Source organism: Streptomyces sp. NPDC041713, from assembly GCF_055591085.1.
This window is the reverse complement of the sequence record NZ_JBVIZY010000017.1, coordinates 112,337-136,274: the sequence shown is the minus strand read 5'-3', so window position 1 is coordinate 136,274 and position 23,938 is coordinate 112,337. Positions and strand designations below refer to the sequence as shown.

The following is a 23,938-nucleotide window of genomic DNA, read 5'->3' as shown; positions in this document are numbered from 1 at the left end:
CCCCCCCCCCCCCCCCCCCCCCCCCCCCCCCCCCCCCCCCCCCCCCCCCCCCCCAACACCCCCCCCCCCCCCCCCCCCCCCCCCCCCCCCCCCCCCCCCCCCCCCCGCCGGTGCGTCCTGTGGGTGAGCCGCTAGCATCGGCCAGCATCGGCGGGCACAGCTCCCCAGGCCCCACAGGGGCGGGGAGGCCGCCACCACCTCCAGGCCAGGGAGCGAATCGTGCTGATCACCCACGACACCCGGTGTTCCCTAGACTCCGTGGTCGATCTGGTGAACACCGCACCGGAAACGAACGGCACAGACGGGCTCGCGAACGTGGCGGCACTCGGGGAATTCGTACGGACCCACGACGTGAGCGACGTCGGGGTGCTCACGGAGGACGACCTCGCCGGCGTCCACCACATCCGCGCCCGCTTCGGCGAGGTCTTCGCCCACCCCGAACCGCGGACCGCCTCGGCGATCCTCAACGAGCTGATCGCGACGGCCGGCACCACGCCCCGGCTCACCGACCACGACGGCTACGACTGGCACATCCACTACTTCGCACCCGGGGCGTCCGTCGCCGACCACCTGGCTGCCGACTGCGGGATGGCCCTGGCCTTCTTCGTGGTCGCCGGCGAGCAGGAACGGCTGCGCCGCTGCGAGGCCCCGGACTGCCGGCACGCCTTCGTGGACCTCTCGCGAAACCGCTCGCGCCGCTACTGCGACAGCCGCACCTGCGGCAACCGCCTGCACGTCGCCGCCTACCGCGCCCGCCGCCGGGAGGCCGCGAACTAGAGCAGCAGCAGGTCGTGCAGCGAGGCCAGCAGGATCAGGGTGCCGATCACCGCCAGAAAGATCATCAGGGGTGGCTGGGAGAGGGCGAAGAGACAGCCCTGCCGCTCCTCGTCGCCGGTGGGCCGCTCCGCTTCGCCGTGGGGGCCGGGCCGCTCTGCGTCGGCAGGTCGTCGCTCATGGGCCGGTGCTGCTTGTCTGCCGTCGTCCGGCGGGGCGGCATCGCCCTCTGTGGTGGTGTCCAGCATCTCGCGGTGATGATGACGCAGCGCCGCGACCCGCGCCGACCAACACGCCCGGTCGGAGCGGGAGTTCGCCGGATCCCGTGAACCAGCGGAAGACCGGCGCGCGACCCGTCCGCCCCGCGCTCACCAGCGCGTTCTCACACCCGGCCGGGGCGCACGCGCCCGCACTCGAACGAGGGATCCCTTCACGCCCAAGAGCGCACACGACGGTTGACGACGCCCTCTACGGACACGCCTCCCCGCGGATGCGGGCCCTCTTCGGACACGGCTCCGCTTCAGATGCCGTGCTTCTTCAATATCGCCTCGATGTCGCTGAAGTCCTCCGCGGGCGCGGTCGACTGCGGCTTGGCCGCCGGGCGGCCGGGAGCCTGGCGCGAGCTGCCGCCGAGCGAGGGGGCGGACGCCGCGGGGGCCACCGCCTCGCGCTGCGCGGCCTTCGCGGCCCTGCGCTCCTTGCGGGTGCCGCCCTGCCGGTGCTCCACGGCCCGCGTGCCCAGGAACACCAGCCAGGCCACGCCGAGCAGGCCGAAGCCGACCCAGGCCTTGAGACTGAACGCCGTGTCGGCCGCCCAGCCGACGACGCCCGTCAGCACCAGGCCGATCGGCACCAGGGAGTACCCGGCGAGCCGGGCCGCGGAGAGGAACCGCTTGCGGTAGGCCGAGACCGCGGCGATGCCCAGCCCGGCCGCGGATACGGCGGAACAGACGGTCTCGGCAATCATCCGGTCCTCCAGGCATGCAGGCGTACGTCGGAAAATGACGCTGTCGTCCCTTCCATCCTGCACCGGGTCGGCACCGCGGAGCCATGTCGCGGGCGGACCTCAGGGACATTTCCGGGTCATCTAAGGGTCCGCCCTCCTCCCCAGGTGCCGGTCGCCGACGTCCCCGTACCGCCCGGGAGCGGGTCCGGGGGGCGCGAGACCGCGCCCGGCTGAAAGACTGTGCCCATGAGCGACTCCCCCTCCGACCGCCCCGCCCGCCCCGTCGTCCTCGACGTCTGGTGCGAGCTGCAGTGCCCCGACTGCCGTACCGCCCTCGACGACGTGCGCGCCCTGCGCGCCCGGTACGGCGACCGCGTCGAGCTGCGCCTGCGGCACTTCCCCCTCGAGAAGCACAAGCACTCCTTCGCCGCCGCACAGGCCGCCGAGGAGGCCTTCGAGCAGGGCAAGGGGTGGCCGTACGTCGAGGCGGTGCTCGCCGGGGTGGAGAAGCTGGACCGCGAGGGCGAGCGCCACCTGGTGAACACCGCCCGCGAACTCGGCCTGGACGCCGAGGAGTTCGACACCTCCCTGATCGACGGGCGGCACATCCTGATCGTCGACGCCGACGAGGCCGAGGGCAAGGCGATCGGCGTCACCGGCACGCCCACGTACGTCATCGACGGCGAGCGCCTCGACGGCGGCAAGAGCCAGGACGGGCTGCGCGCCCGCATCGAGGAGATCGCCGACCGGCTCCTCGCGGCGGACTAGGACCGTCGAAAAGCCCTAGGACAGCGGCTTGTAGAGGTAGTACGAGGTCGGTTCGTAGCCGAGCGACTCGTACAGGCGCAGCGCCGGGGTGTTGCCCGCGAAGACGTTGAGGCCGATGCTGCTCAGGCCCGCCGCGCGGCCCTGCTCCTCGGCGACGAGCATCAGGGACCGGCCGTGGCCGTGCCCGCGGTGCTCCGCGTCGACCTCGACGTTGTAGACGAAGGCGCCGTCGCTCTCCTGGGCGACCCACAGGGTGCCGACTCGTGTTCCGCGATGGGTGAGGACGCTCAGCCGGCAGTTCGCGGTGGCGAGCCCGTCGGGGAGGAAACGCGCGTGGTCGGCCCTGGCCTTGGCGCGCGCCTCCGCCTCGGGCACGCCGCGCTCCACCCAGTCGCGCACGTACTCCTCCTCGTGCCGCGCCAGCCACACCGCGTACTCGTCCTCGGTCATCGCCCGCCACTCGGTGCCGTCCGGCAGGGTGGGCGCGACCGCGAGCGGTTTCGCCATCCGGCGGCTGCGCTCGACGTATCCGAGCGCCGTGGTCAGCCGCAGCGCCGCCGTCGCCTCCGCGGGCACGGTCACCTCCACCCGCGTACAGCCCCAGCCGCGGGCCACCTCCTCGGCGGCGAGCGCCGCGACGGTGGCCCGGCCGCGGCGCCGGTCCGGCTCCGCGATCCGCAGGTCGCGGATGCGGCAGACGCCGGGCCCGAACACGTCGTGGGTGGCGAGGTCTATGGACCCCACGGGGCGGCTGTTCACGCAGATGTCGTACGGACGCGCCTTGGCGCCGTCGGCGCCCTGCTGAAGCGGCCCGGTCGGCCGCAGAGTCGTGGTCATCCCTGACGTTCTACCCGCACCGGGTCCGCTCCGTCACCGGGTTTCCCCCGGTCCTGGGTCCGGCTCACGGATCCAGGTCGTCCGCCGCCCGCTCGTCGAAGACACGCATCGCCTTGGCGGTCACCGGCCCCGGCGCGTCCGGGAGTTGGCGGTCGCCGACCCGGTGCACGGCCTGGACGTCACGCAGCGTCGACGTCAGGAAGACCTCGTCGGCGCGGCCCAGGACGTCCAGCGGCAGGTCGGTCTCGCGCGCGCCGGTCCACTCGACCGTCAGCTCGCGCGTGATGCCCGCCAGGCAGCCGGAGGCGACCGGAGGCGTGTGCAGTTCGCCGTCGACGACGACGAAGACGTTGGAGCCCGTGCCCTCGCAGAGCTGCCCGACGGTGTTGGCGAACAGCGCCTCCGACGCGCCCTGTTCGCGGGCGCGGGCCAGCGCCACGACGTTCTCCGCGTACGAGGTGGTCTTCAGGCCGGTCAGCGCGCCGCGTTCGTTGCGGGTCCACGGCACCGTGATCACCGCGGTGGTGTCGGGGCGCCGCGCGGCCTCGCCGGCCGCCACCACCAGCGTGGTGCCCGCGTCGCCGCGATCCGAGCCGAGCGGCGAGATCCCGCCGGTGTAGGTGATCCGCAGCCGGGCGAGCGGCAGCGGGTCGGCCGCCAGGACGGCGGCGCAGGCGTGGCGCACCTCGTCCAGGTCCGGCTCGGGCAGCCCGAGTCCGCGCGCCGAGCGCGCGAGGCGGGCCAGGTGGCGGGTCAGGGCGAACGGCCGGCCCTCGACCGACTTCACCGTCTCGAAGACGCCGTCGCCCACCGTCAGTCCGTGGTCGAGCACGGAGACACGGGCGGCGTCGAGGTCCTGCAGGCCGCCGTTGAGCCAGATCTTCACGTCGGGGTTCCTCCACTCGCTGCGTACGCCCCCGACGCTACCGCCAGCAGCCGCGCCGCCTTCAGCTCGGTCTCCCGCCACTCCCCCTCCGGGTCGGAGCCCCAGGTGATGCCCGCGCCGGTACCGAAGCGCAGCAGGCCCGCGGCCCGGTCGATCCAGAAGGTGCGGATGCCGACGGCGAGCTCGGCGGTGCCCCGGTCGGCGTCCACCCAGCCGATGCCGCCGCAGTACGGGCCGCGGGGCGCGGGCTCCAGTTCGTCGATGATCCGCAGTGCGCTGGACTTCGGGGCGCCGGTGACGGAGCCCGGCGGGAAGGCCGCGGCGAACAGTTCGGGCCACCCCGCGCCGGGGCGCAGCTCGCCGCTCACGGTGGAGACGAGATGGACGAGGCCGGGGTGTTTCTCGACCACGCACAGGTCGGGGACGGTCACCGAGCCGGTGGCGCAGACGCGGCCGAGGTCGTTGCGGACGAGATCCACGATCATGACGTTCTCGGCGTAGTCCTTCTCCAGGAGGTCCGCCTCGGTGCGCCCGGTGCCCTTGATGGGCCCGGACTCCACGGTCCGGCCCGCGCGGCGCAGGAAGAGCTCGGGCGAGGCGGTGGCGACCTCCACGCCGTGGCCGGGCAGCCGGATCGTGCCGGCGTACGGGGCGGGGTTCCCGCGCGCGAGAAGTGAGGTCAGGGCGTCCACGTCGGCGTCGGCGGGGACGGGCGCGGACAGCACCCGGCAGAGGTTGGCCTGGTAGACCTCGCCGGCGGCTATGGACGCGCGCACCCTGCGTACGCCTTCCATGTACGCGGCGCGGTCGAGGGAGGACGTCCAGGCGTCGGTGGCCGGGCCGTGCCAGGCGCCCGGGGCGGGGGCGGGCACCGCCTCCTCGCGCACGTCGTCGAAGCGGGCGCAGACCAGACCCCCCTCGAAGTCCGCGGACACCGCCCAGAAGCCGGTGGAGTCCAGGGCCGCGGGGTCGCTGGTCACATCGCGTAGACCGGTCGCCACACGGCCGCCGAAGCGCGCCATGGGAGGGAGCGCGGCAGAGGTCGTCAAAGGGGGGTTGTGCACAGCTTTGAGTCTATGACCGGTCACTTCGCACCGCCCTGACCGGCGACAGGGCAGCACGCTGCGCAAACGCGTTTTTGTACTGGCCCAGGAATCCGCTAGAGTTCAACACGTCGCCGGGACGCGCAAGCGGACCGGGAAAGACAAGCGGACGTAGCTCAGTTGGTAGAGCGCAACCTTGCCAAGGTTGAGGTCGCCAGTTCGAACCTGGTCGTCCGCTCGCAGGAAGAGGGGGATCTTCCCGAACCCCCGCACTCCTGGTGGAGTGGCCGAGAGGCGAGGCAACGGCCTGCAAAGCCGTCTACACGGGTTCAAATCCCGTCTCCACCTCCAAGGACGATTAGCTCAGCGGGAGAGCGCTTCCCTGACACGGAAGAGGTCACTGGTTCAATCCCAGTATCGTCCACTGGATCTTCACGAAGGTCGCCTTCATGAGGGTCGTCCCGCGCGATTAGCTCAGCGGGAGAGCGCTTCCCTGACACGGAAGAGGTCACTGGTTCAATCCCAGTATCGCGCACGCAGTACGCAGAACACGCAGGTCCACCCGCGCGATTAGCTCAGCGGGAGAGCGCTTCCCTGACACGGAAGAGGTCACTGGTTCAATCCCAGTATCGCGCACCACCACACGAAGCCCCGGCCGTCTCCACGGCCGGGGCTTCGTCGTTGTGTGCGTCATTCAGTCCGCGTCACTCAGGACGAGAAGAGCATGTGCCCGAAGCTCTTGTGACGGTTGTGGCCGTAGTGACCGCCGTGGCCTCCGTGACCGCCGTGCGGGGCGCCCCAAGCCGGCGCGGGGGCCGCGGGGTAGGCCTGCGGGGCCGGTGGCGCGGGCGGCGGCGGGACCTGCTGGCCGCCCCACTGCGACTCCAGGCGGGTCAGGGACTCCAGCTCGCCGTAGTCCAGGAATATCCCTCGGCAGTTGCTGCACTGCTCGATCTGGACGCCGTTGCGGTTGTACGTGTGCATCGGTGCGTGACACTTGGGGCACTGCATGGACGGCTCAACTCCTCGCCGGTGGTGACTGCTTCGCCGGAACACTGCCCGGCTTCGGTGCGTTGCACCCTACTTCGTCGCCTCCGGGGCCAACTCGGGCGGTCGGGCGGCGATTGCGCCCATGCGGTCGCAGGCGTCGACCACGGCTTGCTCGACCTCGTCCAAGGGCCGGTCCGCGGCGACGGCCTTGGCGATCGCCAGCGCGGCGGTCTGCACGGTGAGGGCGCGGGCGGGGACGTCCAGGGCGGGCCAGGGGTCGCCGCCGTCCCCGGGAACGGCGGGTCCGCCGGCCCGTCGGTAGGCGTCCAGGAAGCGGGCCCACTCCTCCGGGGCGAGCAGGCCGCACGCGAACCAGGCGGCGGGCCTCGCCAGGTCCCAGGCGGGGTCGCCGGTACCGATGTCGTCCACGTCGATGAGCAGCCAGTTCCCCTCGGGGGCGCGGACGAGCTGGCCGAGGTGGAGGTCGCCGTGGCAGAGGGCGTGGGGGCCGGGGGCGGGGGCTTCGTCGCGGGCCCAGGCCGGCAGGGCCGCCCAGGCGCGCAGCACCGGGGGCGCGGCGGGATGCGGCCCGACGGCGCGCAGCCGCGCCACGGCACGGGCCGCCTTGGCGGGACCGCGCATGGGCGGGAGCGGGTACGGCAGCGGAGCGGCGTGGAGCCGGGCCAGGAGAGCGCCGGCGGCTTCCCAGGGGGCGGCGTCGGGGGCGTCGCGGTCGACGGGGGTGCCGTAGGGCCAGAAGGTGACGAGCCTCCCGTGCAGGCGTGTGGCGCGGGGTACGGAGGGCGCGAGGAGCACCCCGGGCATCCGGGCGGCCACGTCGAGCCGCACGGCGAGCTGGGCGGGATCGGTTTCCACGGCATGCGCCTTGGCGACGACGTCCCCGTGCCGGACGACGCCGGCATCCGCCCGATCCGCGAGCACGGCGTCCCCGCTCCCGCAGGCACAGACCTCCCCGGGCAGCCGATGGACGACGGCACGGGCGGATGCGGCAAGAGCGGCGAGAACGGCGGCGGTCACGGAACTCCGTAGGTCGAAAGCAACACGCCGAAGCGTACGCACCCGGGCGGGGCCCGGGTCCAGGTCTCTTGCGGCCCGCCGCCCGGGAGCCCCGCACCGACCACGAAGGCCGCCCCCTGCCCCGGGCCGCACTCCCGGCAGGACGAGCCCCGCCGAGGAGCAAACAGCTCCCTGGCACGGCGCCGCACCCGCCCGCGGCGAGGTACTCGCGGCCCCGGCGCAAGGGCGAACCCGCGGGGCGGGCCCACCCTGAGCTCCCCTCGAGGGCGGCCACCCGCAACGCCTCAGCGCTCCGGCGAGCTACTGCGGACCAGGTGCAGGGCGGGCCCGTCGGGCGCCGCACTCCACACCTCACGGGCCCGCCGTGCCCGGCGAGGCGGGTCTGCCGCGTTCCGGGGCACTGCGGTGAATCCGCAGGCCCCCGCTCCACACCCCGCGAGGGGGACGTCGGCGGTGTCCCGGCAAGGGTGTTGCGGGTGGTCCGTCGGGCGCCCCCGCCAGACATGGCAATGCCCGCGCAGCTCCCCAGCTGCGCGGGCATTCTGCCGTCCGCCGCACCCCCGTCCCCACGGGGTTTCATGGCCGGATGTCCCCGCCCGGACCGCTCTTCCGGGCCTGGGGCGCCGCTCAGCGCCCCAGCATCACGCCCACGGACGACGCTTGTGTGACCACTGACTCCCAGCCGCCGAAGACGACCACGAGCAGAGCTGCCAGGGGGAGGACCATGGCCGTCGCCACCAGAGGATGGCGCGTGCCGGACGGGCGGACGCCGAACGCGGAGAACCTGCGCCCTTGCGTGCGGATCATGGTCCGCGGTGCCGTGTCCGCCATGATTCCTCTCCTGACCGCTTCGATGTGGTGTTGGCAGCGGCGAGCGTCCGGCCTCGGGGGACGAGTGCGCCACCCGCCGCTTGACCTCAAATCTAGGTGCGGGTCGGGTGCCGGGCGTCATGCCCTCGTACCGATTGCCGGGCCTCCCGGAGGATGAGCCCCCGGCGCGCACGTACTCCCGTGGGTGGAGAAGGGGTCCTAGGACTCGGGGTCTTCCCGGAGGGGACGGGCCGCGGTCTCGGAGGTGTCCTCCCTCGGAACGGGCTGTTCCACCAGGGCGAGGACGCGGGTGGACATGAACCGCGCCGTACGCACCACTGATCCGCTTCGGGTGACTTCGCTCACTTCGACCACTCCCCTGCGCACCGCCGTCTCCACCCGTCGACCCGCCCTGCTGGCCACCACTTCGTACGTCCGAGTCGTGTCACCTGCGTCCACGACTATCTCCACGCGGTCACCCTTCACGGGATCAATCCCCCTTCAGCGATGGATGGTTGGAGATCGGGGCCGCAGCAACGCCCCCAGGTCCCCCGCCTTCTGACCACTCTTCAAGTTTCCCACCGGGCACTGACAATCGATCGCCCCGCGAGGGCGCGGCCTCTGCACGTGCCCGGCCGTGGAAACGTAAGCTGTGGCTCGTCAAACGGACCGGGTAGCGGGGATGGACATGACGATGATGCGGCTCCGGCGCGAGGACCCGCGTGTCGTCGGCTCGTTCAGGTTGCACAGGCGCCTGGGCGCCGGCGGCATGGGTGTGGTCTATCTGGGCTCGGACCGGCGCGGCCAACGCGTCGCGCTGAAGGTGATCCGGCCGGATCTGGCGGAGGATCAGGAGTTCCGGTCGCGGTTCGCCCGTGAGGTGTCGGCCGCGCGCCGCATCCGAGGCGGCTGTACGGCGCGGCTGGTCGCGGCCGACCTCGACGCGGACCGGCCATGGTTCGCCACGCAGTACGTGCCCGGTCCCTCGCTGCACGACAAGGTCGCCGCCGAGGGGCCGCTCTCCGCGGCCGACGTGGCGGTGGTCGGCTCCGCGCTCGCGGAGGGCCTGGTGGCCGTGCACGAGGCCGGTGTCGTCCACCGCGACCTCAAGCCGTCGAACATCCTGCTGTCCCCCAAGGGGCCGCGGATCATCGACTTCGGCATCGCCTGGGCCACCGGCGCCTCCACGCTGACGCACGTCGGGACGGCCGTCGGGTCGCCCGGCTTCCTCGCGCCCGAACAGGTGCGCGGCGCCACCGTCACGCCCGCCACCGACGTCTTCGCGCTCGGCGCCACCCTCGCGTACGCGGGCATGGCGGACTCGCCCTTCGGACACGGCAGTTCCGAGGTCATGCTCTACCGGGTGGTCCACGAGGAGGCGCAGCTGCACGGCGTGCCCGACGCGCTCGCGCCGCTGATCAGGGCCTGTCTCGCCAAGGATCCGGAGGAGCGGCCCAGCACGCTCCAACTGTCGCTCAGGCTCAAGGAGATCGCGGCCCGCGAGGCGCAGGGGCTCGGCACCGTCCGGCCGCCCGCGCCCCGGCAGAGCCACGAACAGCCGACCGGCCGTCTCGCCGAGAGCTATCTGGACGAGCGCACCCAGCGCAGGCCCGCCCCCGGCGCCACTCCCCCGCCGCGCTCAGGACCGCCGCGCACGGGCTCGTCCCGGACCGGCTCGTCCCGGCCGCGCAACGCGCGCTCCGGATCGCGGCCTTCCGGCCCCCGCAACACCACGCGTTCGGGCGGCAGGCCGGCCCCGCGCAGCGGCGCGGGCCGCCCGGGGCCGCGCACCACCGGCACGGGCCGGCGGGGACCGGCCAATCCGCGGCTGCTGCGGCAGCGGCTCTTCGTCTTCGTCGTCGTCACGCTGCTCGTGGCGCTCGGCATCGCGGCCGCGCAGGGCTGCCAGGGGCCCGCGCGGGGCCTCGGGGACGATCACGTACGCGATGTGAAGCAGCACACGCGGACCGACCCCTCGGCCGCGCCGGGCGCGTGAGGACGGCGCCGCGTCAGAGCTGCGGGCGCCCCGTGGCCACCGCGTAGAACGCGACCGCCGCGGCCGCGCCCACGTTCAGCGAGTCCACGCCGTGGGCCATCGGGATGCGGACCCATTCGTCGGCGGCGACCAGCGCCTGGGTGGAGAGGCCTTCGCCCTCCGCGCCCAGCATGAGCGCGACACGGTCCATCCGGTGCGGCGCCGCCTCGTCCAGCGACTTGGCCTTCTCGTCGGGGGTGAGGGCGAGGAGGTTGAAGCCCGCGCCGCGCACGCCCTCCAGGCCCTTCGGCCAGGATTCCAGGCGGGCGTACGGGACGGAGAAGACCGCGCCCATCGAGACCTTCACGGAGCGGCGGTACAGCGGGTCCGCGCAGTCCGGCGAGAGCAGGACCGCGTCCATGCCGAGCGCGGCGGCGGAGCGGAAGATGGCGCCGATGTTGGTGTGGTCGTTCACCGCCTCCATGACGACGACGCGGCGGGTGGTCGCGAGGAGCTCGTCGGCGGTGGGCAGCGGCTTGCGCTGCATGGAGGCGAGCGCGCCGCGGTGCACGTGGTAGCCGGTGACGCGCTCGGCGAGGTCGGGGCTGACCGCGTACACCGGGGCCGGGAGTTCGTCGATGACGTCGCGCATGACGTCGACCCACTTGGCCGAGAGCAGCATGGAGCGCATCTCGTACCCGGCGTCCTTGGCCCGTCTGATGACCTTCTCGCCCTCGGCGATGAACAGGCCCTCGGCCGGTTCACGCCGGCGGCGCAGCTCGACGTCGGTCAGGCCGGTGTAGTCGCGCAGGCGCGGGTCGTCGGGGTCGTCGACGGTGATGAGATCAGCCACAGGGTGATACTGCCTTGTCCTGGGTGTGGTGCCAACGGCTGTGGACGGGTTCCGTTACCGCTGGTCATGTGTGGGTGTGCGGGCGCGTTACGCAAGGGGCTCGGGGCCGACCTTCACGACGTCGCCGATGACGATGACGGCCGGGGGCTTCACCTCGTGGACGCGCACCGCCTCGGCGACCGTGCCGAGCGTGGCGTCGACGCGGCGCTGGGCGGCCGTCGTGCCCTCCTGGATCAGGGCGAGCGGGGTGTCGGCGGACTTGCCGTGGGCGACCAGGGCCTCGGCGATCTTGCCGATCTTGTCGACGCCCATCAGGACCACCAGGGTGCCGCGCAGCTTGGCCAGCGACTCCCAGTCGACCAGTGAGCGCTCGTCGTCCGGCGCCACATGGCCGCTGACCACGGTGAACTCATGGGCGACGCCGCGGTGGGTGACCGGGATGCCGGCGGCCGAGGGGACGGAGATCGAGCTGGAGATGCCGGGGACGACCGTGCAGGCGATGCCCGCCTCGGCGAGCGCCTGGAGTTCCTCCATGCCCCGGCCGTAGACGTAGGGGTCGCCGCCCTTGAGCCGGACGACGGCCTTGCCCTGCTTGGCGTGCTCGATCAGGGCGTTGTTGATCGCCTCCTGCGCCATGTAGCGGCCGTAGGGGATCTTCGCGGCGTCGATGACCTCGACGTGCGCCGGGAGTTCGTCGAGGAGGTCGCGGGGGCCGAGGCGGTCGGCGATGACGACGTCGGCGGCGGCCAGCAGCCGCCGGCCGCGGACGGTGATCAGGTCGGGGTCGCCGGGGCCGCCGCCGACCAGGGCGACGCCGGGGGTCCGTGCGCGCAGGTGCGGGGCGACCAGGCTGCCGTCGCGCAGGCCCTCGACGACCGCGTCGCGGATGGCGGCGGTGCGGCGGGGGTCGCGGTCGTGGACGTCGCTGGAGAGGACCGCGACGGTGACGCCCTCGGAGCGGCCGGTGGCCGGGGTCCAGGCGGTGGCGGCCTCGGCGTCGTCGGAGCGCACGCACCAGACGCGGTGGGCCTCGGCCTCCGCCGACGCCCGGGTGTTCGCCTCCGCGTCGCTGGTGGCGATCAGGGCGTACCAGGCGCCGTCCAGGTCGCCGTCCTCGTACCTGCGCCGCGTCCAGGTGATCTCGCCCGCGTCCGCCATGGCCTCGACGGACGGGGTCGCCGACGGCGATACGAGCAGGACGTCGGCGCCCGCCTTGATCAGTGCCGGGAGGCGGCGCTGGGCCACCTGGCCACCGCCGAGGACGACGACGCGGCGCCCTGCGAGGCGGAGACCTACGGGGTAGGCGGGGTTTTCGGCCATGGCTCTGGGGCTCCTCGTGCGGGCGGAGTCTTCGTGGTGCGCCACCGCTGCTGCGCTGGAGCGGCTGCTTGACGTGCGGGTTCAGTATGGCGGGGGCGGGGCCGGAGGTCTCCCCCAGCCCCGCCCTGTTGCCGGGATCGGGGACTTCGCCCCGGCGGCGGCTACTTCTCGGTGACGCCCGCCGAGTCGAACGTGGCGACCTCGTGCATCGCGCGGGCCGCGCTCTGCACGACCGGCAGCGCGAGCAGCGCGCCGGTGCCCTCGCCGAGGCGCAGGTCCAGGTCGACCAGGGGGCGCAGGCCCAGCTTGTTGAGGGCGGCCACGTGGCCCGGCTCGGCGCTGCGGTGGCCCGCGATGCAGGCCGCGAGGACCTCGGGGGCGATGGCGCGGGCGACCAGGGCGGCCGCGCCGGCGCTGACGCCGTCCAGGATCACCGGCGTGCGCAGGGAGGCGCCGCCGAGGAGCAGGCCGACCATGGCCGCGTGCTCCAGGCCGCCGATCGCCGCGAGGACGCCGATCGGGTCCGCCGGGTCGGGCCGGTGCAGCTCCAGGGCGCGGCGGACGACCTCGACCTTGCGGGTGTGCATCTCGTCGTTGATGCCCGTGCCGCGGCCGGTGACCTCGGCGGGGTCCACCTCCGTGTAGACGGAGATCAGGGCCGCCGACGCGGTGGTGTTGGCGATGCCCATCTCGCCGGTGAGCAGCGCCTTGTTGCCGGCCGCCACCAGGTCGCGGGCGGTCTCGATGCCGACCTCGACGGCCGCCTTGACCTCCTCGCGGGTCAGGGCGGGTCCGGTCGTCATGTCCGCGGTGCCCGCGCGGACCTTGCGCGGCAGCAGGCCCGGCGTGGCCGGGAGTTCGCTCGCCACGCCCACGTCGATGACGCAGACCTCGGCGCCCACCTGGTTGGCGAAGGCGTTGCAGACCGCGCCGCCGCCGAGGAAGTTGGCGACCATCTGCGCGGTCACCTCCTGGGGCCAGGCGGTGACGCCCTGGGCGTGCACGCCGTGGTCGCCCGCGAAGATCGCGACGGCCGCGGGCTCCGGGATCGGCGGCGGGCACATCCGGGACAGGCCGGAGAGCTGCGCGGAGATGATCTCCAGCATGCCGAGCGCGCCCGGCGGCTTGGTCATCCGCTTCTGGCGTTCCCACGCCTCGCCGAGCGCCTTGGCGTCCAGCGGGCGGATGTTGGCCACGGTCTCGGCGAGCAGGTCGTGCGGGTCCTCGCCGGGCAGGGCGCGGCGGCCGTACGTCTCCTCGTGGACGACCCAGGAGAGCGGGCGGCGCTTGGACCAGCCGGCCTGCATCAGCTCGGGCTCGTCCGGGAACTCGTCGACGTATCCCACACAGAGGTAGGCGACGACTTCGAGGTGCTCGGGCAGGCCGAGAGTGCGGACCATCTCGCGCTCGTCGAAGAAGCTGACCCAGCCGACGCCGAGGCCCTCGGCGCGCGCGGCGAGCCAGAGGTTCTCGACGGCGAGCGCCGAGGAGTACGGGGCCATCTGCGGCTGGGTGTGCCGGCCGAGGGTGTGGCGGCCGCCGCGGGTGGGGTCGGCGGTGACGACGATGTTCACCGGGGTGTCGAGGATGGCCTCGATCTTCAGTTCCTTGAACTGCTTCGCGCGGCCCTTGGGCAGGGACTTGGCGTACGCGTCGCGCTGGCGGGCGGCCAGTTCGTGCATGGTCCTGCGGGTCTCCGCGGACTTGATGACGACGAAGTCCCAGGGCTGGGAGTGGCCGACCGACGGGGCGGTGTGCGCGGCCTCCAGGACGCGGAGCAGCACCTCGTGCGGGATGGGGTCGGCGCGGAAGCCGTTGCGGATGTCGCGGCGCTCGCGCATGACGCGCAGCACGGCCTCGCGCTCGGCGTCGGCGTAGCCCGGGGCGGCGGTGCCCGCGGACACGGCGGGCTCGACGAGCTCCGCGTCCGTCTCGCCCGGCTCCTCGGCCACGGTCAGGAACTCCGGGGCCTCGGGGTCGGCCGCCACGAGCGGCTCCGGAACCTCGGGGGCGTGCGGTGCGTCGTCCGCCTCGGGAGCGTCCGGCGCCGCGACGGGCGCGAGGGCTTCGGGAGCCTCGGGCGTCCCGGGCGCGGGCAGGGGGGCTTCAGGCGCTTCGGCCATCTCGGGTGCTTCGGCCACTTCGGTCACTTCGTTCGCTTCGATCGGTTCGAACGAGATGACGTCGTCGGCCTCGTCCAACTCGTCGGCCGGGTCGGCCGTCTGCGGGGCGGCCGGGAATCCGGTCACAACCGCCGCAGAGGAGACAATACGGGGCACTGCGGAGCCATCCGGGCCCTGGGGGGCCTCAGCGGCTTCGGGCGCCGCCTCCGCCGTCGCCTCGACCGTCGGCAGACCCGGCTCGTCGACCGGCGCCACGCCTTCGGCGTCCGGCGCGGGGATCGGCTCGGCCACGGGCGCCACCGCGGGCTCGGCACCGTCGCGCGGGGCGGGCACGGTGACGGCAGGCTGCGCGGCGTCGGGCGTGAGATCGGCGGTCGCCGGGTCCTCGGGGGCGAGGGTCTCGGGCGTCAGGGCCGCGGGCTCCGGAATGTCCTGCGCCGGGGCGTCGGCCGGGTCCGTGTCCGCGGGCGGTACGGGTACGGGGGTGGCGTCCGCCGGATCCGCGGCCGGAGCGTCGGCCTCGGGGGCCTCGGGGGTCTCGGCGGCCTCCGGGGTGACCGGGGGCTCCTGGGGGACGGCCACGGGGTGCGGCGGCGTCGGGGCCAGGTGCGGGGTGGTCGGGACCGAGCCGTCGACCGGCACGAACTGGCCGACGGGCGCGGGGTCTTGGGGCAGGCCGGGCTCACCGTGGGCCGGGGCGGCGTGACCGTTCAGGGGCGCCGCGGTGTCCTGCGGGACGTGCGGGGCCTGGGCATCCTGAGGGTTCTGGGGGAACTGCGGCTCGGGCTGCTGCGGTCCGGGCGCGGCGTGCCGAGCCTCGGCGGGGTACCCCTCCGGGGCGTGCGGGGCGGCGTGCGCGCCCGGCGCGGGGTCGGGGGCGTACCCCGGGTGGGGCATCCCGTCGGCGTACGGAGCCTGCGCCCCGTCCCACGGCTGGGCGGAGGCGACGGCGAACGCCGGCTGACCGGCGCCGGTGGGCCCGGCGTACGCGAACGCGGGCTGCTCGCCTGCCGGGACCTGGACCTGATGGTCGCCCGGCGCGAACTGCGCGCCATCCACCGGGAACTGCGGGTCACCCGGCGCGAACTGCTGCTCGTCGGCCGGGAACTGCTGCTCCCCCATCGGGACCTGCCCGAAGTCCGCGGCGTTCGGGAAGGCGGCGGCCTCGGGGGCGTACGCGACCGGCGCGTCCGCCTCTTGGACGTGACCCGGCGCGTGTTCCGGCGCCTGCTCTTCCCGCTCCTCGGCGGGCGCACCGGCGACCGCCTCCGAAGGCAGCTCGGCGGGGACGGCGTCGGCGGCCTGCGGTGCCGGTGTGACGACCGGGGCGTCCGGGGCGTCCGGGGCGTCCGGGATTTCTGTGGCGGCTGCGGCCTCTGGGACTACGGCGGCGTCCGGGGCGTCCGAGGCGCCAGTGACCTCCGAGGCTTCTGCGGGCGCTGGGGCCTCCGCGAGCAATGGGGCCTCTGCGGCCTCAGCGGCCTCCGGGACGACCGTTTCTGCTGGTGCGGCGGGCGCCACCGCGTCGGCCTGCGGCGTCCCCCACGGCGCGGCCCCCTGCGGCGGGATCTCGCCAAGCTGCGGTCCCGGCAGGGGCTGGCCCGCGGCGTCACGCGGGATGTCGAGGTACTCGGGACCGGTCGGCGGCCCCGCGTGGCGCGCGGGCGCGGCGTGCTGGACAGAGGGCGCCCCCGCGGGCCCGCGGTCGGCGAGGGAGCGCACCGGGCTCCCCGTGCCGTCGGGCACCGCGGGGCCGGACGGGCCGTGGTGGAGCGGGCGGCGGGCGGGTCCCGGATGGGACGACGCGGACGTGCCGTCGGGCATGCGGACGCCGTTCAGGTCGATCGAACCGCTGTCGCGGCCGGAGGTCTCGTGTGGACCGGGCTGGTGGGCGGGCTCGGCGGCGTGCGGGGCCTCGACGGCGTGGGCGGACTCGGCGACATGCGTCGGCTGAACCGCCGGAGCCGGCTGAACCGCCTGCGCGGGCCCGGACCCCCGGCCGGGCTGCTGCCCGTGGCCGGGAACCTGCCCGTGCCCCGGCAGTTGGCCCTGGGCCACGGCGGACGCGGCCTGCGCCTCGCTCCAGGCCCCCTGGGCGCCGGGCATCAGCAGCAGGTCGTCGTCATCGGCGGGGCTTTCGGCGGGGGCGGAGGGATCGGCGGGGGCGGCGGAGTCGACGGAGTCGGCGAAGGAGTACGCGCCCGGTGCGGGTACGCCCGGCTGCTGCGCCCCCATGCCCTGCGCGGGCCCGGAAGGTACACCGTTGCCTGCGCCCTCCGGCAGTCCCTCACCCGGGACCTGGCCGGTGTCGGTCATGCGTAACCCCTCGCCCATCGGTTAGTGCTTCTTCGACCGCCCCTCGGCCTTCGGCCGGGGAGGTCCCATCGCCCGGAGCGGCGCACCGACCGCCCGTCATCCTCAACGAGCGTGCGCGCCGCGCGGCACGAACCGCGCACCGGACACCAGGCATTCTCCCTGTCCGTCCGCCACCGCGGCAGCTTGATCGGGCACGGCCCGCTGTGGACTGCGCCACGTTGCGCGTCCTCCGGTCGCGCCGTACCACACCCACCCTCACAACGGGCGGGCCTTCCGGACATCGGCCAATGAACTCCTTGGCTGCCGGGTGCAGTACGACGATCGGTCAGCCTACCCCGCGCTCCGTGCCCGGGGGGTCACGGGGAGCGGTCGGGCAACCGTCCCGAGAGCAGGAACACCACGGTCCGCTTCTCCTCCCGCCAGGCGCGGGTGTCCAGCTCGACGGACTGCAGAAGGGCGCATTCGACGACGTATCCGTGCTCGCTCAGATCCCGGCCGATGAGTTCGGCGGCGTCGCGTGTCGCGGCGTGCGTCACGATGCGTTCCGGGCGGCGGTCGGCGACGGCGGAGACCACCGCGGCTCCCCCGCCCCCGACCCGTACGACATCGGGTTCGGGCAGGTCTTCGAGGACGTGCGGGGCGTCGCCGTGCACGGTCTGCGCCTGGACGCCGAAGCGGCGGACGGCGGCCGTGGTGCGGCCGAGGGCGTCCGGGTCGCGGTCGACGGCGATCACGGCGGCGCCGAACCGGGCCGCCTCCGCGGTGAAGGCCCCGCTGCCGCAGCCGATGTCCCAGACGAGGTCGCCCATGCGCGGCCCCAGGCGGGCGAGTTGGGCGGAGCGCAGCCGGTCGGTCTCGCCCTCGCCGAGCCAGATGTCGCCGCCGTACTCCGCGGCGGGCAGCGCCCAGCCGCGCGGGCCCGCGCCCGGCTCGCGCCCCATGATCCAGCCGGTGTCGGCGGCCGCGGTGCCGCCGATGACGATGACGACGTTCGGGTCGCGCCAGGAGTGGTCGGCCGCGTTGTCCGAGGTGACGATAGAGACCTGCTCGCGCTCGGTGCCGAGTTCCTCGCAGATCACGAAGGTGCGGTGGACGCCGTCGAGCAGCAGTCCGAGTTCGGCGGGGCCCGCGCCGGGCGAGGTGAGGACGGCGACCTTGGTGTGGGCGCGGCAGACGTTCACGGCACGGCGCAGGGTGCGGCGGTGGGCGACGACGACCTCGGCGTCGTCCCAGGGCATGCCGGCGCGGGCGAAGGCCTGGGCCACCGAGGAGACGGCGGGCACCACTTCGACCTCCAGGCCGAACTCCGGGGCGCGCAGGGTGCGGACGACGCCGAAGAAGCCGGGGTCGCCGTCGGCGAGGACGACGGCGGTGCCGCGGTGGGCGGCGATGCGGCGGGCGGCGAGGGCGACGCTGCCGAGGCGGATCCGTTCGGCGCGGGCGGGCACCTCGTCGAGCGCCAGGTGGTGGGCGGCGCCCGCCACGAGCGTCGCAGCGCCGAGCGCGGAGCGCGCGGCGGCGGTCAGCGGCGTACCGTCCCAGCCGATCACCGTGACCCGGTCGGCCATCGTCGTCTGTCTCCTGTGGTTCTCGCGGGTCGTCAGTGCGGGGCGGGGCTGCGCGGGGGCGACCAAGCACGCGGCCAGTGGCGAGCGTACCTGCTGGGACTCGGGAGCGGCCGAGTGACGGGTGGTGTGTGTCCCGGCGGGCGGATCCGGGCGGGGGGCTCAGTTCCAGTCGGAGTACGCCGAGAAGCCGCTGTCGGCGAGGCTCTCGGAGACGCCTTCGAGATCCTCCGGGAGCAGGCTCCACACGATGAGGTCGGTGCGCACGTCCAGCCAGCCGCCGAACGGGTCGCCGCCGTTCCTCGTGCGCGCTATCCAGGCGCCGCGCAGGACGCCCTCGCTGATGGAGCCGATCTTCTGGGCCACCTGCTGGGCGGCGGTGTTGTCGGCGGCGGTGCGCAGCTCGATGCGTTCGAACTTCTGGTCGTGGAAGAGCCATTGGGCGGTGGCGAGCGCGGCCTCGGAGGCGTAGCCCTCGCCGCGGGCCCAGGGGGCGACGACGTAGTTCAGCTCGGTGGAGCGCACCCGCCAGTCGGTGTCCCGGAGTTGGATGATGCCGACAAGGCGCTGGGTGAGGAACTCGGTGATCGCCAGAACGATTCCGCGGCCCTCGGAGTGCTCGGCGGGGGCGAGGCGGGTGATCCACTCGCGCGCGTCGGCCTCGGTGTAGGGCTGCGGCACGGAGGTCCAGGCCGTGATCTGCTCGTCGTTCATCATCTCCGCGTACGCGGGGACGTCCGCCTCTTCGAGAGGGCGCAGCACCAGCCGCTCCGTGCTGATGGAGATGTCGGGGAACCCCGACGTGCCCGCTGTGCCCGAGGAGGCTGTAGTCATGCGCCGCTCCATAACCTTCATAGACCTGAAGGACCTTCACCTTTCGGTCTTCTGAAGTGCCCAGCATGCAGCATGCACGGGCCCGGACGCACCACGGGGTCCTCCCCCGACAAGGGAGAGGACCCCGTTGATGTCCCGCGCGCGGGAGGCCGTTCAGCCCGCCTCGACGGGCAGTACGGACCCCTGGTACTTGTCCTCGATGAACTTCCTGACCTCGGGCGAGGTGAGGAGCTCGGCGAGCTTCTTCACGCGCGGGTCGTCCTCGTCGCCCTTCTTGACGGCGAGGACGTTGTTGTAGGGATTGCCCTTCGGGGACTCCAGGAGGATGGCGTCCTTCTTGGGGCTGAGCCCGGCGTCGAGCGCGTAGTTGTTGTTGATGACCGCCGCGTCGAGGTCGTCGAGCGAGCGCGGCAACTGCGCGGGGTCGAGCGGCTTGACGGTGAGCTTCTTCGGGTTGGACGTGATGTCCTCGGGCGTCGCCGTGTCGCCGACGCCCTTCTTGAGCCCGATGACGCCCCGGGAGGCGAGCAGTTGGAGCGCCCGCCCCTCGTTGGTGGTGTCGTTCGGAACGCCGACGGTGGCGCCGGTGCCGAGCGCGGTGACGCTCTCGGTCTTCTTCGCGTACACACCCATCGGCGGCAGGTACACCTCGGTGACCGGCACCAGGTCCGTCTTCTTGGACTTGTTGAAGTTCTCGAGGTACGGGGTGTGCTGGTACAGGTTGGCGTCGAGCGAGCCCTCCTGGAGCGCGGTGTTCGGCGTGTTGTAGTCGGTGAACTCGGTGATGCTGAGGTCGAGTCCGGCCTTCTCCGCCAGGTGCTCCTTGATGTACGTGAGGACTTCGCCGGCCGGCGTCGGGGTGGCGCCGACGACGAGGCCGTCGCCGGACTTCCCCGAGTCCGCGCCGCACGCGGTGAGGCCGAGGGCGAGGGCCACGGTCCCCGCCGCGGCGGCGATCACGGACGTACGCATGATCAGAACGCGGCGACGACGGCGCCGTCGTACTTCTCGTCGATGAACTTCTTGACCTCGGGCGAGGTGAGGAGCTTGGCGAGCTTCTTCACGCGCGGGTCGTTCTCGTCGCCCTTCTTGACGGCGAGGAAGTTGCCGTAGGGGTTGCCCTTGGCGGGCTCGGCGACGATGGCGTCCTTGGCGGGGCTGAGCGAGGGCTTGGCCTCCAGCGCGTAGTTGCCGTTGATCACCGCGGCGTCGACGTCGGCCAGGGTGCGGGGCACCGTGGGGGCCTCCAGCTCCTTGAACGTGATGTTCTTGGGGTTCTTGGCTACGTCCTTGGGGGTGGCCTCGTAGCCCACGCCCTTCTTGAGCTCGATGACGCCGTTGTCCGCGAGGAGCTTGAGCGCGCGGGCCTCGTTGGTGGTGTCGTTCGGGATGGCGACGGTGGCGCCGTCCTTCAGCTGCGACAGCTTCTCGACCTTCTTCGAGTACACGCCGAGCGGCTCCAGGTGCACCGTGGCCCCGGGGACGGGCACGATCTCGGTGCCCCGCTTCTTGTTGAAGTCGTCCAGGTACGGCTTGTGCTGGAAGTAGTTGGCGAAGACCTCGCCCTGCTGGACGGCGGTGTTCGGCGTGATGTAGTCGGTGAATTCCTTCACCTGGAGGTCGAGGCCCGCCTTCTTGGCGAGGTTCTTCTTGACGTAGTCGAGGATCTCGCCCTGCGGCGTCGGGGTCGCGGCGACGACGAGCGGGCCGTCCTTGTCGCCTGCGGAGCCCTTGTCGGAGCCACAGGCGGAGAGCCCGAGGGTGAGGGCTCCGGCGGCGAGGACAGCGGTGGTGATCTTGGCGGTGTTACGCACGAAAAGTGCCTTTCTCCATGGGTGGTGCCGGTGGTGCGGCCCCGCGCGGGGCGGGGAGGTTGAGGCGGGGGGAGGTCTGCCCTGGCCCCGGCTCAGCCGGTCTTGGTGGCCGACTCCGCGGCGGCGGTGTCGGGCAGGACGCCGCGCAGCGGCCGGAAGAGCAGCAGCGGGCCGGACCCGCCGCCGCGCTTGTGCAGCCTGCGGGCCGCGTAGTCGCCGGCGAACTGGATGATCGAGATGACCACGGCGAGGATCGCCACGGTGATCCACATCAGCTCGGTCTCGAAGCGCTGGTAGCCGTAGCGCAGCGCGAGGTCGCCGAGGCCGCCGCCGCCGACCGTGCCGGCCATCGCGGAGTAGCCGATGAGGGCGACGATCGTGGTGGTGGCGCCCGAGATCAGCGAGGGCAGCGACTCGGGCACGAGGACCTTGCGCACGACGGTCCAGGTGGAGCCGCCCATCGACTGCACGGCCTCGACGAGCCCGCCGTCGACCTCACGGATCGAGGTCTCCACCAGGCGCGCGAAGAAGGGGATGGCGCCGACGGCCAGCGGCACGAGGGCGGCCTCGCGGCCGATCGTGGTGCCGGTGATCCAGCGCGTGAAGCCCATCAGGGCGACCATCAGGATGATGAAGGGCATCGACCGCGCGATGTTCACGATCTGCCCGATCACCTTGTTGAGGACGGCGTTCTGCAGCAGCGCGCCGCGCTCGGTGAGGACGAGCAGGATGCCGAGCGGGAGTCCGGCGACGACGGCTATCAGCGTCGACCAGCCCACCATGTAGAGGGTGTCCCAACAGGCCTGCTCCAGCAGGGGCTGCATCTCCGACCAGGTCACTTGGCACCTTCCTTGACCAGCAGCGTCTCGCCGCGCGGCACGGCGACGGGCTCTTCGCCCGCGATGTCCACCTGCAGGCCCTGCTCGCGCAGGAAGCCGATCGGGACGACGTTCTCCTCGAAGCGGCCGGGCAGTTCGATGCGCATGCGGCCGACCTGCTTGCCCGCGACGGTGTCCATCGCGGCGCCGAGGATCGAGATGTCGATGTTGTACGTGCGCGACAGCTGGGAGATGACCGGCTGGGTCGCGGCCTCCCCGTGGAACGTCACGTCGACGACGGTCCGGTCGTCGCCGGTGGCCTCGCCGCTGACCGGGAAGAGCGCGGCGGCGAGCTCGGAGCCCGGCGTCGCGAGCAGCTCGGTGACGGTGCCGGACTCCACGATCTGGCCGCGCTCCATGAGGGCGGCGGAGTCGCAGACGCTCTTGACGACGTCCATCTCGTGCGTGATGAGCAGGACGGTCAGGCCCAGCTGCTGGTTGAGGTCGCGCAGCAGCTGCAGGATGGAGCGGGTGGTCTCCGGGTCGAGGGCGCTGGTGGCCTCGTCGGAGAGCAGCACCTTGGGGTCGCCGGCCAGAGCGCGGGCGATGCCGACGCGCTGCTTCTGACCGCCGGAGAGCTGGGCCGGGTAGGACCGGGCCTTGTCGGCGAGGCCGACGAGGTCGAGGAGTTCCAGGGCCTTGCGGGAGCGCTGCTGCCCGCTCAGACCGAGGATCTCCAGCGGCAGCTCGACGTTGTCCTGCACGGTGCGCGAGGACAGCAGGTTGAAGTGCTGGAAGACCATGCCGATGCGGCTGCGGGCCCGGCGCAGTTCCTTGCCGGCGCGCGGGCCGCGTCCGGCGAGGGCGGTGAGGTCCTGGCCGGCCACGGTCACCGTGCCGGAGGTGGGGCGCTCCAGGAGGTTGACGCAGCGGATCAGGGAGGACTTGCCGGCGCCGGACTGGCCGATGACGCCGTACACCTCGCCCTCGCGGACGTGCAGGTCGACTCCGTCGAGGGCGGTTACTTCACGACCGCGTGAGCGGTAGACCTTGGTGAGGCCGGAAGTGGTGATCACAGGGGTTTCCGTCACTGTCGAGTGCGCGGCGCGGGTGTCGCCGGGCACGGGGCATTCGTTCGGAACGCGGCACGGTTCTCGCGGTGGTGGGGCGGGAAACCGGAGGACGTGTGCGCGGGGCCGGCTCGCTTCCTGCGTCGACTCGTCGATTCCATCGAGTACGTCGGTCAGGAGCGCGGCACAGCGGCTTCGCTTCGGGGCGCGAGGCTCGGAGGTGGTGCGGGGGCCCTCAGAAGGCGCACATTCGACACATACAACGAGCACCGGGCGTCGTGGTCGCCTCGGTCGCAGGGGTGCGGTTGCTCGTCGTGGTCATGGGCCCAAGTAAAACATGCGTGCGACCGCCGTCCACCACCGCTGTCCGTATACCGGACAGCGGTGGGACGGCGATGGAGGCCCGGGTTCCGGAACTCAGCCGGCGAGCGTGATCTCCACGCCACCGGCCGTGGCCTGCGCGGACACGGCGGAGAGGTCGGTGACGACGGCGTCGGCGGAGAGCTCGGAGGCCTGGTGGGTTGTGGTCAACGCCACGGTGGTCATGCCGCCGGCGCGGCCGGCCTGGAGGCCCGCGGGGGCGTCCTCGAAGACGACGCAGCGCGCGGGGTCGACGCCGAGCTTCTCGGCCGCGAGCAGGAAGGGCGCCGGGTCGGGCTTGCCGCGCGTGATGTCGTCGGCGGCGATGACGAGGCCGGGGCGGATGCCGACCTCGGCGAGGCGGGCGTCGGCGAGGGCGCGGGTCGCGGAGGTCACCACGGCCCAGCGGCCGGCCGGCAGGGAGTCGAGGAGCTCGCGGGTGCCGGGCAGCAGCACGACACCGCCGGCCACGTCGGAGACCTCCAGCTCCTCGATGCGGGCGACCGCCTCGGCGACCCGCTCCGGGGGCAGCAGGTCGGCGGCGATCTCGGCGGCGGGACGGCCGTGCAGCTCCACCGCGGCGAAGGCCTCGGCGGTGATCCCGTACTCCCGCGCCCACCGCGTCCAGCAGCGGTACACCGACTCCATGGAGGAGATGAGGGTGCCGTCGTTGTCGAACAGGAGCGCGTCAGCCTGGATCTTCATGGTGACCGAGGGTACGGGTCGCTCCCCGGGGGCGCGCATCGGGGCGAGCGGCCCGGGGGCGGGGGCCGTGGGTCCCGGCGGGCAGGGGGTCGC

At 73.3% G+C, this 23,938-nt stretch carries 22 protein-coding genes and 5 tRNA genes; 8 read left to right on the top strand and 19 right to left on the bottom strand.

The window, feature by feature from the left end; all coding sequences use genetic code 11:
• Window positions 1-219 precede the first annotated feature (219 nt).
• The gene (locus ACZ6CV_RS34315) at window positions 220-777 is read left to right on the top strand and encodes a CGNR zinc finger domain-containing protein (RefSeq protein WP_469255384.1); all 558 of its coding nucleotides are present in this window, start codon (window positions 220-222) and stop codon (window positions 775-777) included.
• Here the strand turns inward: ACZ6CV_RS34315 and ACZ6CV_RS34310 are convergent.
• Together ACZ6CV_RS34310 and ACZ6CV_RS34305 are read right to left on the bottom strand one after the other, a co-directional pair.
• A complete protein-coding gene (locus ACZ6CV_RS34310; RefSeq protein WP_362371970.1) occupies window positions 774-1,022 on the bottom strand; it encodes a hypothetical protein in 249 nt (82 codons plus the stop codon). The two genes, ACZ6CV_RS34315 and ACZ6CV_RS34310, sit on opposite strands and share 4 nt — an antisense overlap.
• Window positions 1,023-1,294: 272 nt before the next feature.
• Window positions 1,295-1,741 (bottom strand): hypothetical protein, encoded by a 447-nt coding sequence (locus tag ACZ6CV_RS34305; RefSeq protein WP_469255382.1) that lies wholly within the window; start codon window positions 1,739-1,741, stop codon window positions 1,295-1,297.
• Window positions 1,742-1,966: 225 nt separating this feature from the next.
• Between ACZ6CV_RS34305 and ACZ6CV_RS34300 the strand changes: the two genes are divergently transcribed.
• Entirely contained in the window at window positions 1,967-2,488 is a 522-nt protein-coding gene (locus tag ACZ6CV_RS34300) for a DsbA family protein (RefSeq protein ID WP_469255380.1), read from the top strand.
• 15 nt (window positions 2,489-2,503) lie between these two features.
• On the opposite strand, the gene ACZ6CV_RS34295 is transcribed toward ACZ6CV_RS34300, so the two are convergent.
• From ACZ6CV_RS34295 to ACZ6CV_RS34285, 3 genes are all read right to left on the bottom strand, one after another.
• Window positions 2,504-3,325: a GNAT family N-acetyltransferase gene (locus ACZ6CV_RS34295; protein ID WP_469255378.1), complete on the bottom strand. Its 822-nt coding sequence runs from the start codon at window positions 3,323-3,325 to the stop codon at window positions 2,504-2,506.
• A gap of 64 nt (window positions 3,326-3,389) precedes the next feature.
• Window positions 3,390-4,211, bottom strand: a complete 822-nt coding sequence (locus tag ACZ6CV_RS34290; protein ID WP_469255376.1) for an aminotransferase class IV — start codon at window positions 4,209-4,211, stop codon at window positions 3,390-3,392.
• Window positions 4,208-5,233 carry a chorismate-binding protein gene (locus tag ACZ6CV_RS34285; protein ID WP_469255400.1) on the bottom strand — a complete coding sequence of 342 codons (1,026 nt, stop codon included), beginning with the start codon at window positions 5,231-5,233 and terminating at the stop codon, window positions 4,208-4,210. Before ACZ6CV_RS34285 ends, ACZ6CV_RS34290 begins: the two co-directional genes overlap by 4 nt.
• Before the next feature lie 186 nt (window positions 5,234-5,419).
• On the opposite strand from ACZ6CV_RS34285, the gene ACZ6CV_RS34280 reads away from it, so the two are divergent.
• From ACZ6CV_RS34280 to ACZ6CV_RS34260, 5 genes are all read left to right on the top strand, one after another.
• Window positions 5,420-5,492: transfer RNA gene (locus tag ACZ6CV_RS34280), tRNA-Gly, on the top strand.
• A gap of 39 nt (window positions 5,493-5,531) precedes the next feature.
• Window positions 5,532-5,605, top strand: a tRNA-Cys gene (locus ACZ6CV_RS34275).
• Between the two features lies 1 nt (window position 5,606).
• Window positions 5,607-5,678: transfer RNA gene (locus ACZ6CV_RS34270), tRNA-Val, on the top strand.
• A gap of 39 nt (window positions 5,679-5,717) precedes the next feature.
• Window positions 5,718-5,789, top strand: a tRNA-Val gene (locus tag ACZ6CV_RS34265).
• A gap of 29 nt (window positions 5,790-5,818) precedes the next feature.
• Window positions 5,819-5,893 (top strand) — tRNA-Val (locus ACZ6CV_RS34260).
• A 69-nt stretch (window positions 5,894-5,962) separates the two neighbouring features.
• Here the strand turns inward: ACZ6CV_RS34260 and ACZ6CV_RS34255 are convergent.
• The 4 genes from ACZ6CV_RS34255 to ACZ6CV_RS34240 all read right to left on the bottom strand — a co-directional run bounded on the left by ACZ6CV_RS34255 (window position 5,963) and on the right by ACZ6CV_RS34240 (window position 8,578).
• Complete coding sequence (locus tag ACZ6CV_RS34255) at window positions 5,963-6,265, bottom strand: TFIIB-type zinc ribbon-containing protein (RefSeq protein ID WP_362371517.1); 303 nt, start codon at window positions 6,263-6,265, stop codon at window positions 5,963-5,965.
• A 69-nt stretch (window positions 6,266-6,334) separates the two neighbouring features.
• Window positions 6,335-7,282 carry a phosphotransferase family protein gene (locus ACZ6CV_RS34250; RefSeq protein WP_469255374.1) on the bottom strand — a complete coding sequence of 316 codons (948 nt, stop codon included), beginning with the start codon at window positions 7,280-7,282 and terminating at the stop codon, window positions 6,335-6,337.
• Window positions 7,283-7,909: 627 nt separating this feature from the next.
• The gene (locus ACZ6CV_RS34245) at window positions 7,910-8,113 is read right to left on the bottom strand and encodes a hypothetical protein (protein WP_355810567.1); all 204 of its coding nucleotides are present in this window, start codon (window positions 8,111-8,113) and stop codon (window positions 7,910-7,912) included.
• Between the two features lie 198 nt (window positions 8,114-8,311).
• On the bottom strand, window positions 8,312-8,578 hold the full coding sequence (locus ACZ6CV_RS34240) for a hypothetical protein (RefSeq protein WP_362371514.1): 267 nt from the start codon (window positions 8,576-8,578) through the stop codon (window positions 8,312-8,314).
• A 196-nt stretch (window positions 8,579-8,774) separates the two neighbouring features.
• On the opposite strand from ACZ6CV_RS34240, the gene ACZ6CV_RS34235 reads away from it, so the two are divergent.
• Complete coding sequence (locus ACZ6CV_RS34235) at window positions 8,775-10,088, top strand: protein kinase domain-containing protein (RefSeq protein WP_469255371.1); 1,314 nt, start codon at window positions 8,775-8,777, stop codon at window positions 10,086-10,088.
• Between the two features lie 13 nt (window positions 10,089-10,101).
• On the opposite strand, the gene ACZ6CV_RS34230 is transcribed toward ACZ6CV_RS34235, so the two are convergent.
• The 10 genes from ACZ6CV_RS34230 to ACZ6CV_RS34185 form a co-directional block, all read right to left on the bottom strand.
• Window positions 10,102-10,920 (bottom strand): TrmH family RNA methyltransferase, encoded by an 819-nt coding sequence (locus ACZ6CV_RS34230; protein WP_355810560.1) that lies wholly within the window; start codon window positions 10,918-10,920, stop codon window positions 10,102-10,104.
• A gap of 87 nt (window positions 10,921-11,007) precedes the next feature.
• On the bottom strand, window positions 11,008-12,240 hold the full coding sequence (cobA, locus tag ACZ6CV_RS34225) for a uroporphyrinogen-III C-methyltransferase (RefSeq protein WP_469255369.1): 1,233 nt from the start codon (window positions 12,238-12,240) through the stop codon (window positions 11,008-11,010).
• Window positions 12,241-12,401: 161 nt separating this feature from the next.
• Entirely contained in the window at window positions 12,402-16,679 is a 4,278-nt protein-coding gene (gene cobT, locus ACZ6CV_RS34220; RefSeq protein WP_469255368.1) for a nicotinate-nucleotide--dimethylbenzimidazole phosphoribosyltransferase, read from the bottom strand.
• A 356-nt stretch (window positions 16,680-17,035) separates the two neighbouring features.
• On the bottom strand, window positions 17,036-18,247 hold the full coding sequence (gene cbiE / locus ACZ6CV_RS34215; protein ID WP_469255366.1) for a precorrin-6y C5,15-methyltransferase (decarboxylating) subunit CbiE: 1,212 nt from the start codon (window positions 18,245-18,247) through the stop codon (window positions 17,036-17,038).
• A gap of 159 nt (window positions 18,248-18,406) precedes the next feature.
• Window positions 18,407-19,090 carry a GNAT family N-acetyltransferase gene (locus ACZ6CV_RS34210; RefSeq protein ID WP_469255398.1) on the bottom strand — a complete coding sequence of 228 codons (684 nt, stop codon included), beginning with the start codon at window positions 19,088-19,090 and terminating at the stop codon, window positions 18,407-18,409.
• A 141-nt stretch (window positions 19,091-19,231) separates the two neighbouring features.
• Window positions 19,232-20,050, bottom strand: coding sequence for a MetQ/NlpA family ABC transporter substrate-binding protein (locus ACZ6CV_RS34205; protein ID WP_469255364.1), 819 nt, complete (start codon window positions 20,048-20,050; stop codon window positions 19,232-19,234).
• A gap of 2 nt (window positions 20,051-20,052) precedes the next feature.
• The gene (locus ACZ6CV_RS34200; RefSeq protein ID WP_469255362.1) at window positions 20,053-20,892 is read right to left on the bottom strand and encodes a MetQ/NlpA family ABC transporter substrate-binding protein; all 840 of its coding nucleotides are present in this window, start codon (window positions 20,890-20,892) and stop codon (window positions 20,053-20,055) included.
• A 92-nt stretch (window positions 20,893-20,984) separates the two neighbouring features.
• Window positions 20,985-21,731: a methionine ABC transporter permease gene (locus ACZ6CV_RS34195; RefSeq protein ID WP_469255361.1), complete on the bottom strand. Its 747-nt coding sequence runs from the start codon at window positions 21,729-21,731 to the stop codon at window positions 20,985-20,987.
• Entirely contained in the window at window positions 21,728-22,786 is a 1,059-nt protein-coding gene (locus tag ACZ6CV_RS34190; protein WP_362371487.1) for a methionine ABC transporter ATP-binding protein, read from the bottom strand. Before ACZ6CV_RS34190 ends, ACZ6CV_RS34195 begins: the two co-directional genes overlap by 4 nt.
• A 411-nt stretch (window positions 22,787-23,197) precedes the next feature.
• Complete coding sequence (locus tag ACZ6CV_RS34185) at window positions 23,198-23,845, bottom strand: HAD family hydrolase (RefSeq protein WP_469255359.1); 648 nt, start codon at window positions 23,843-23,845, stop codon at window positions 23,198-23,200.
• Window positions 23,846-23,938: the final 93 nt, after the last annotated feature.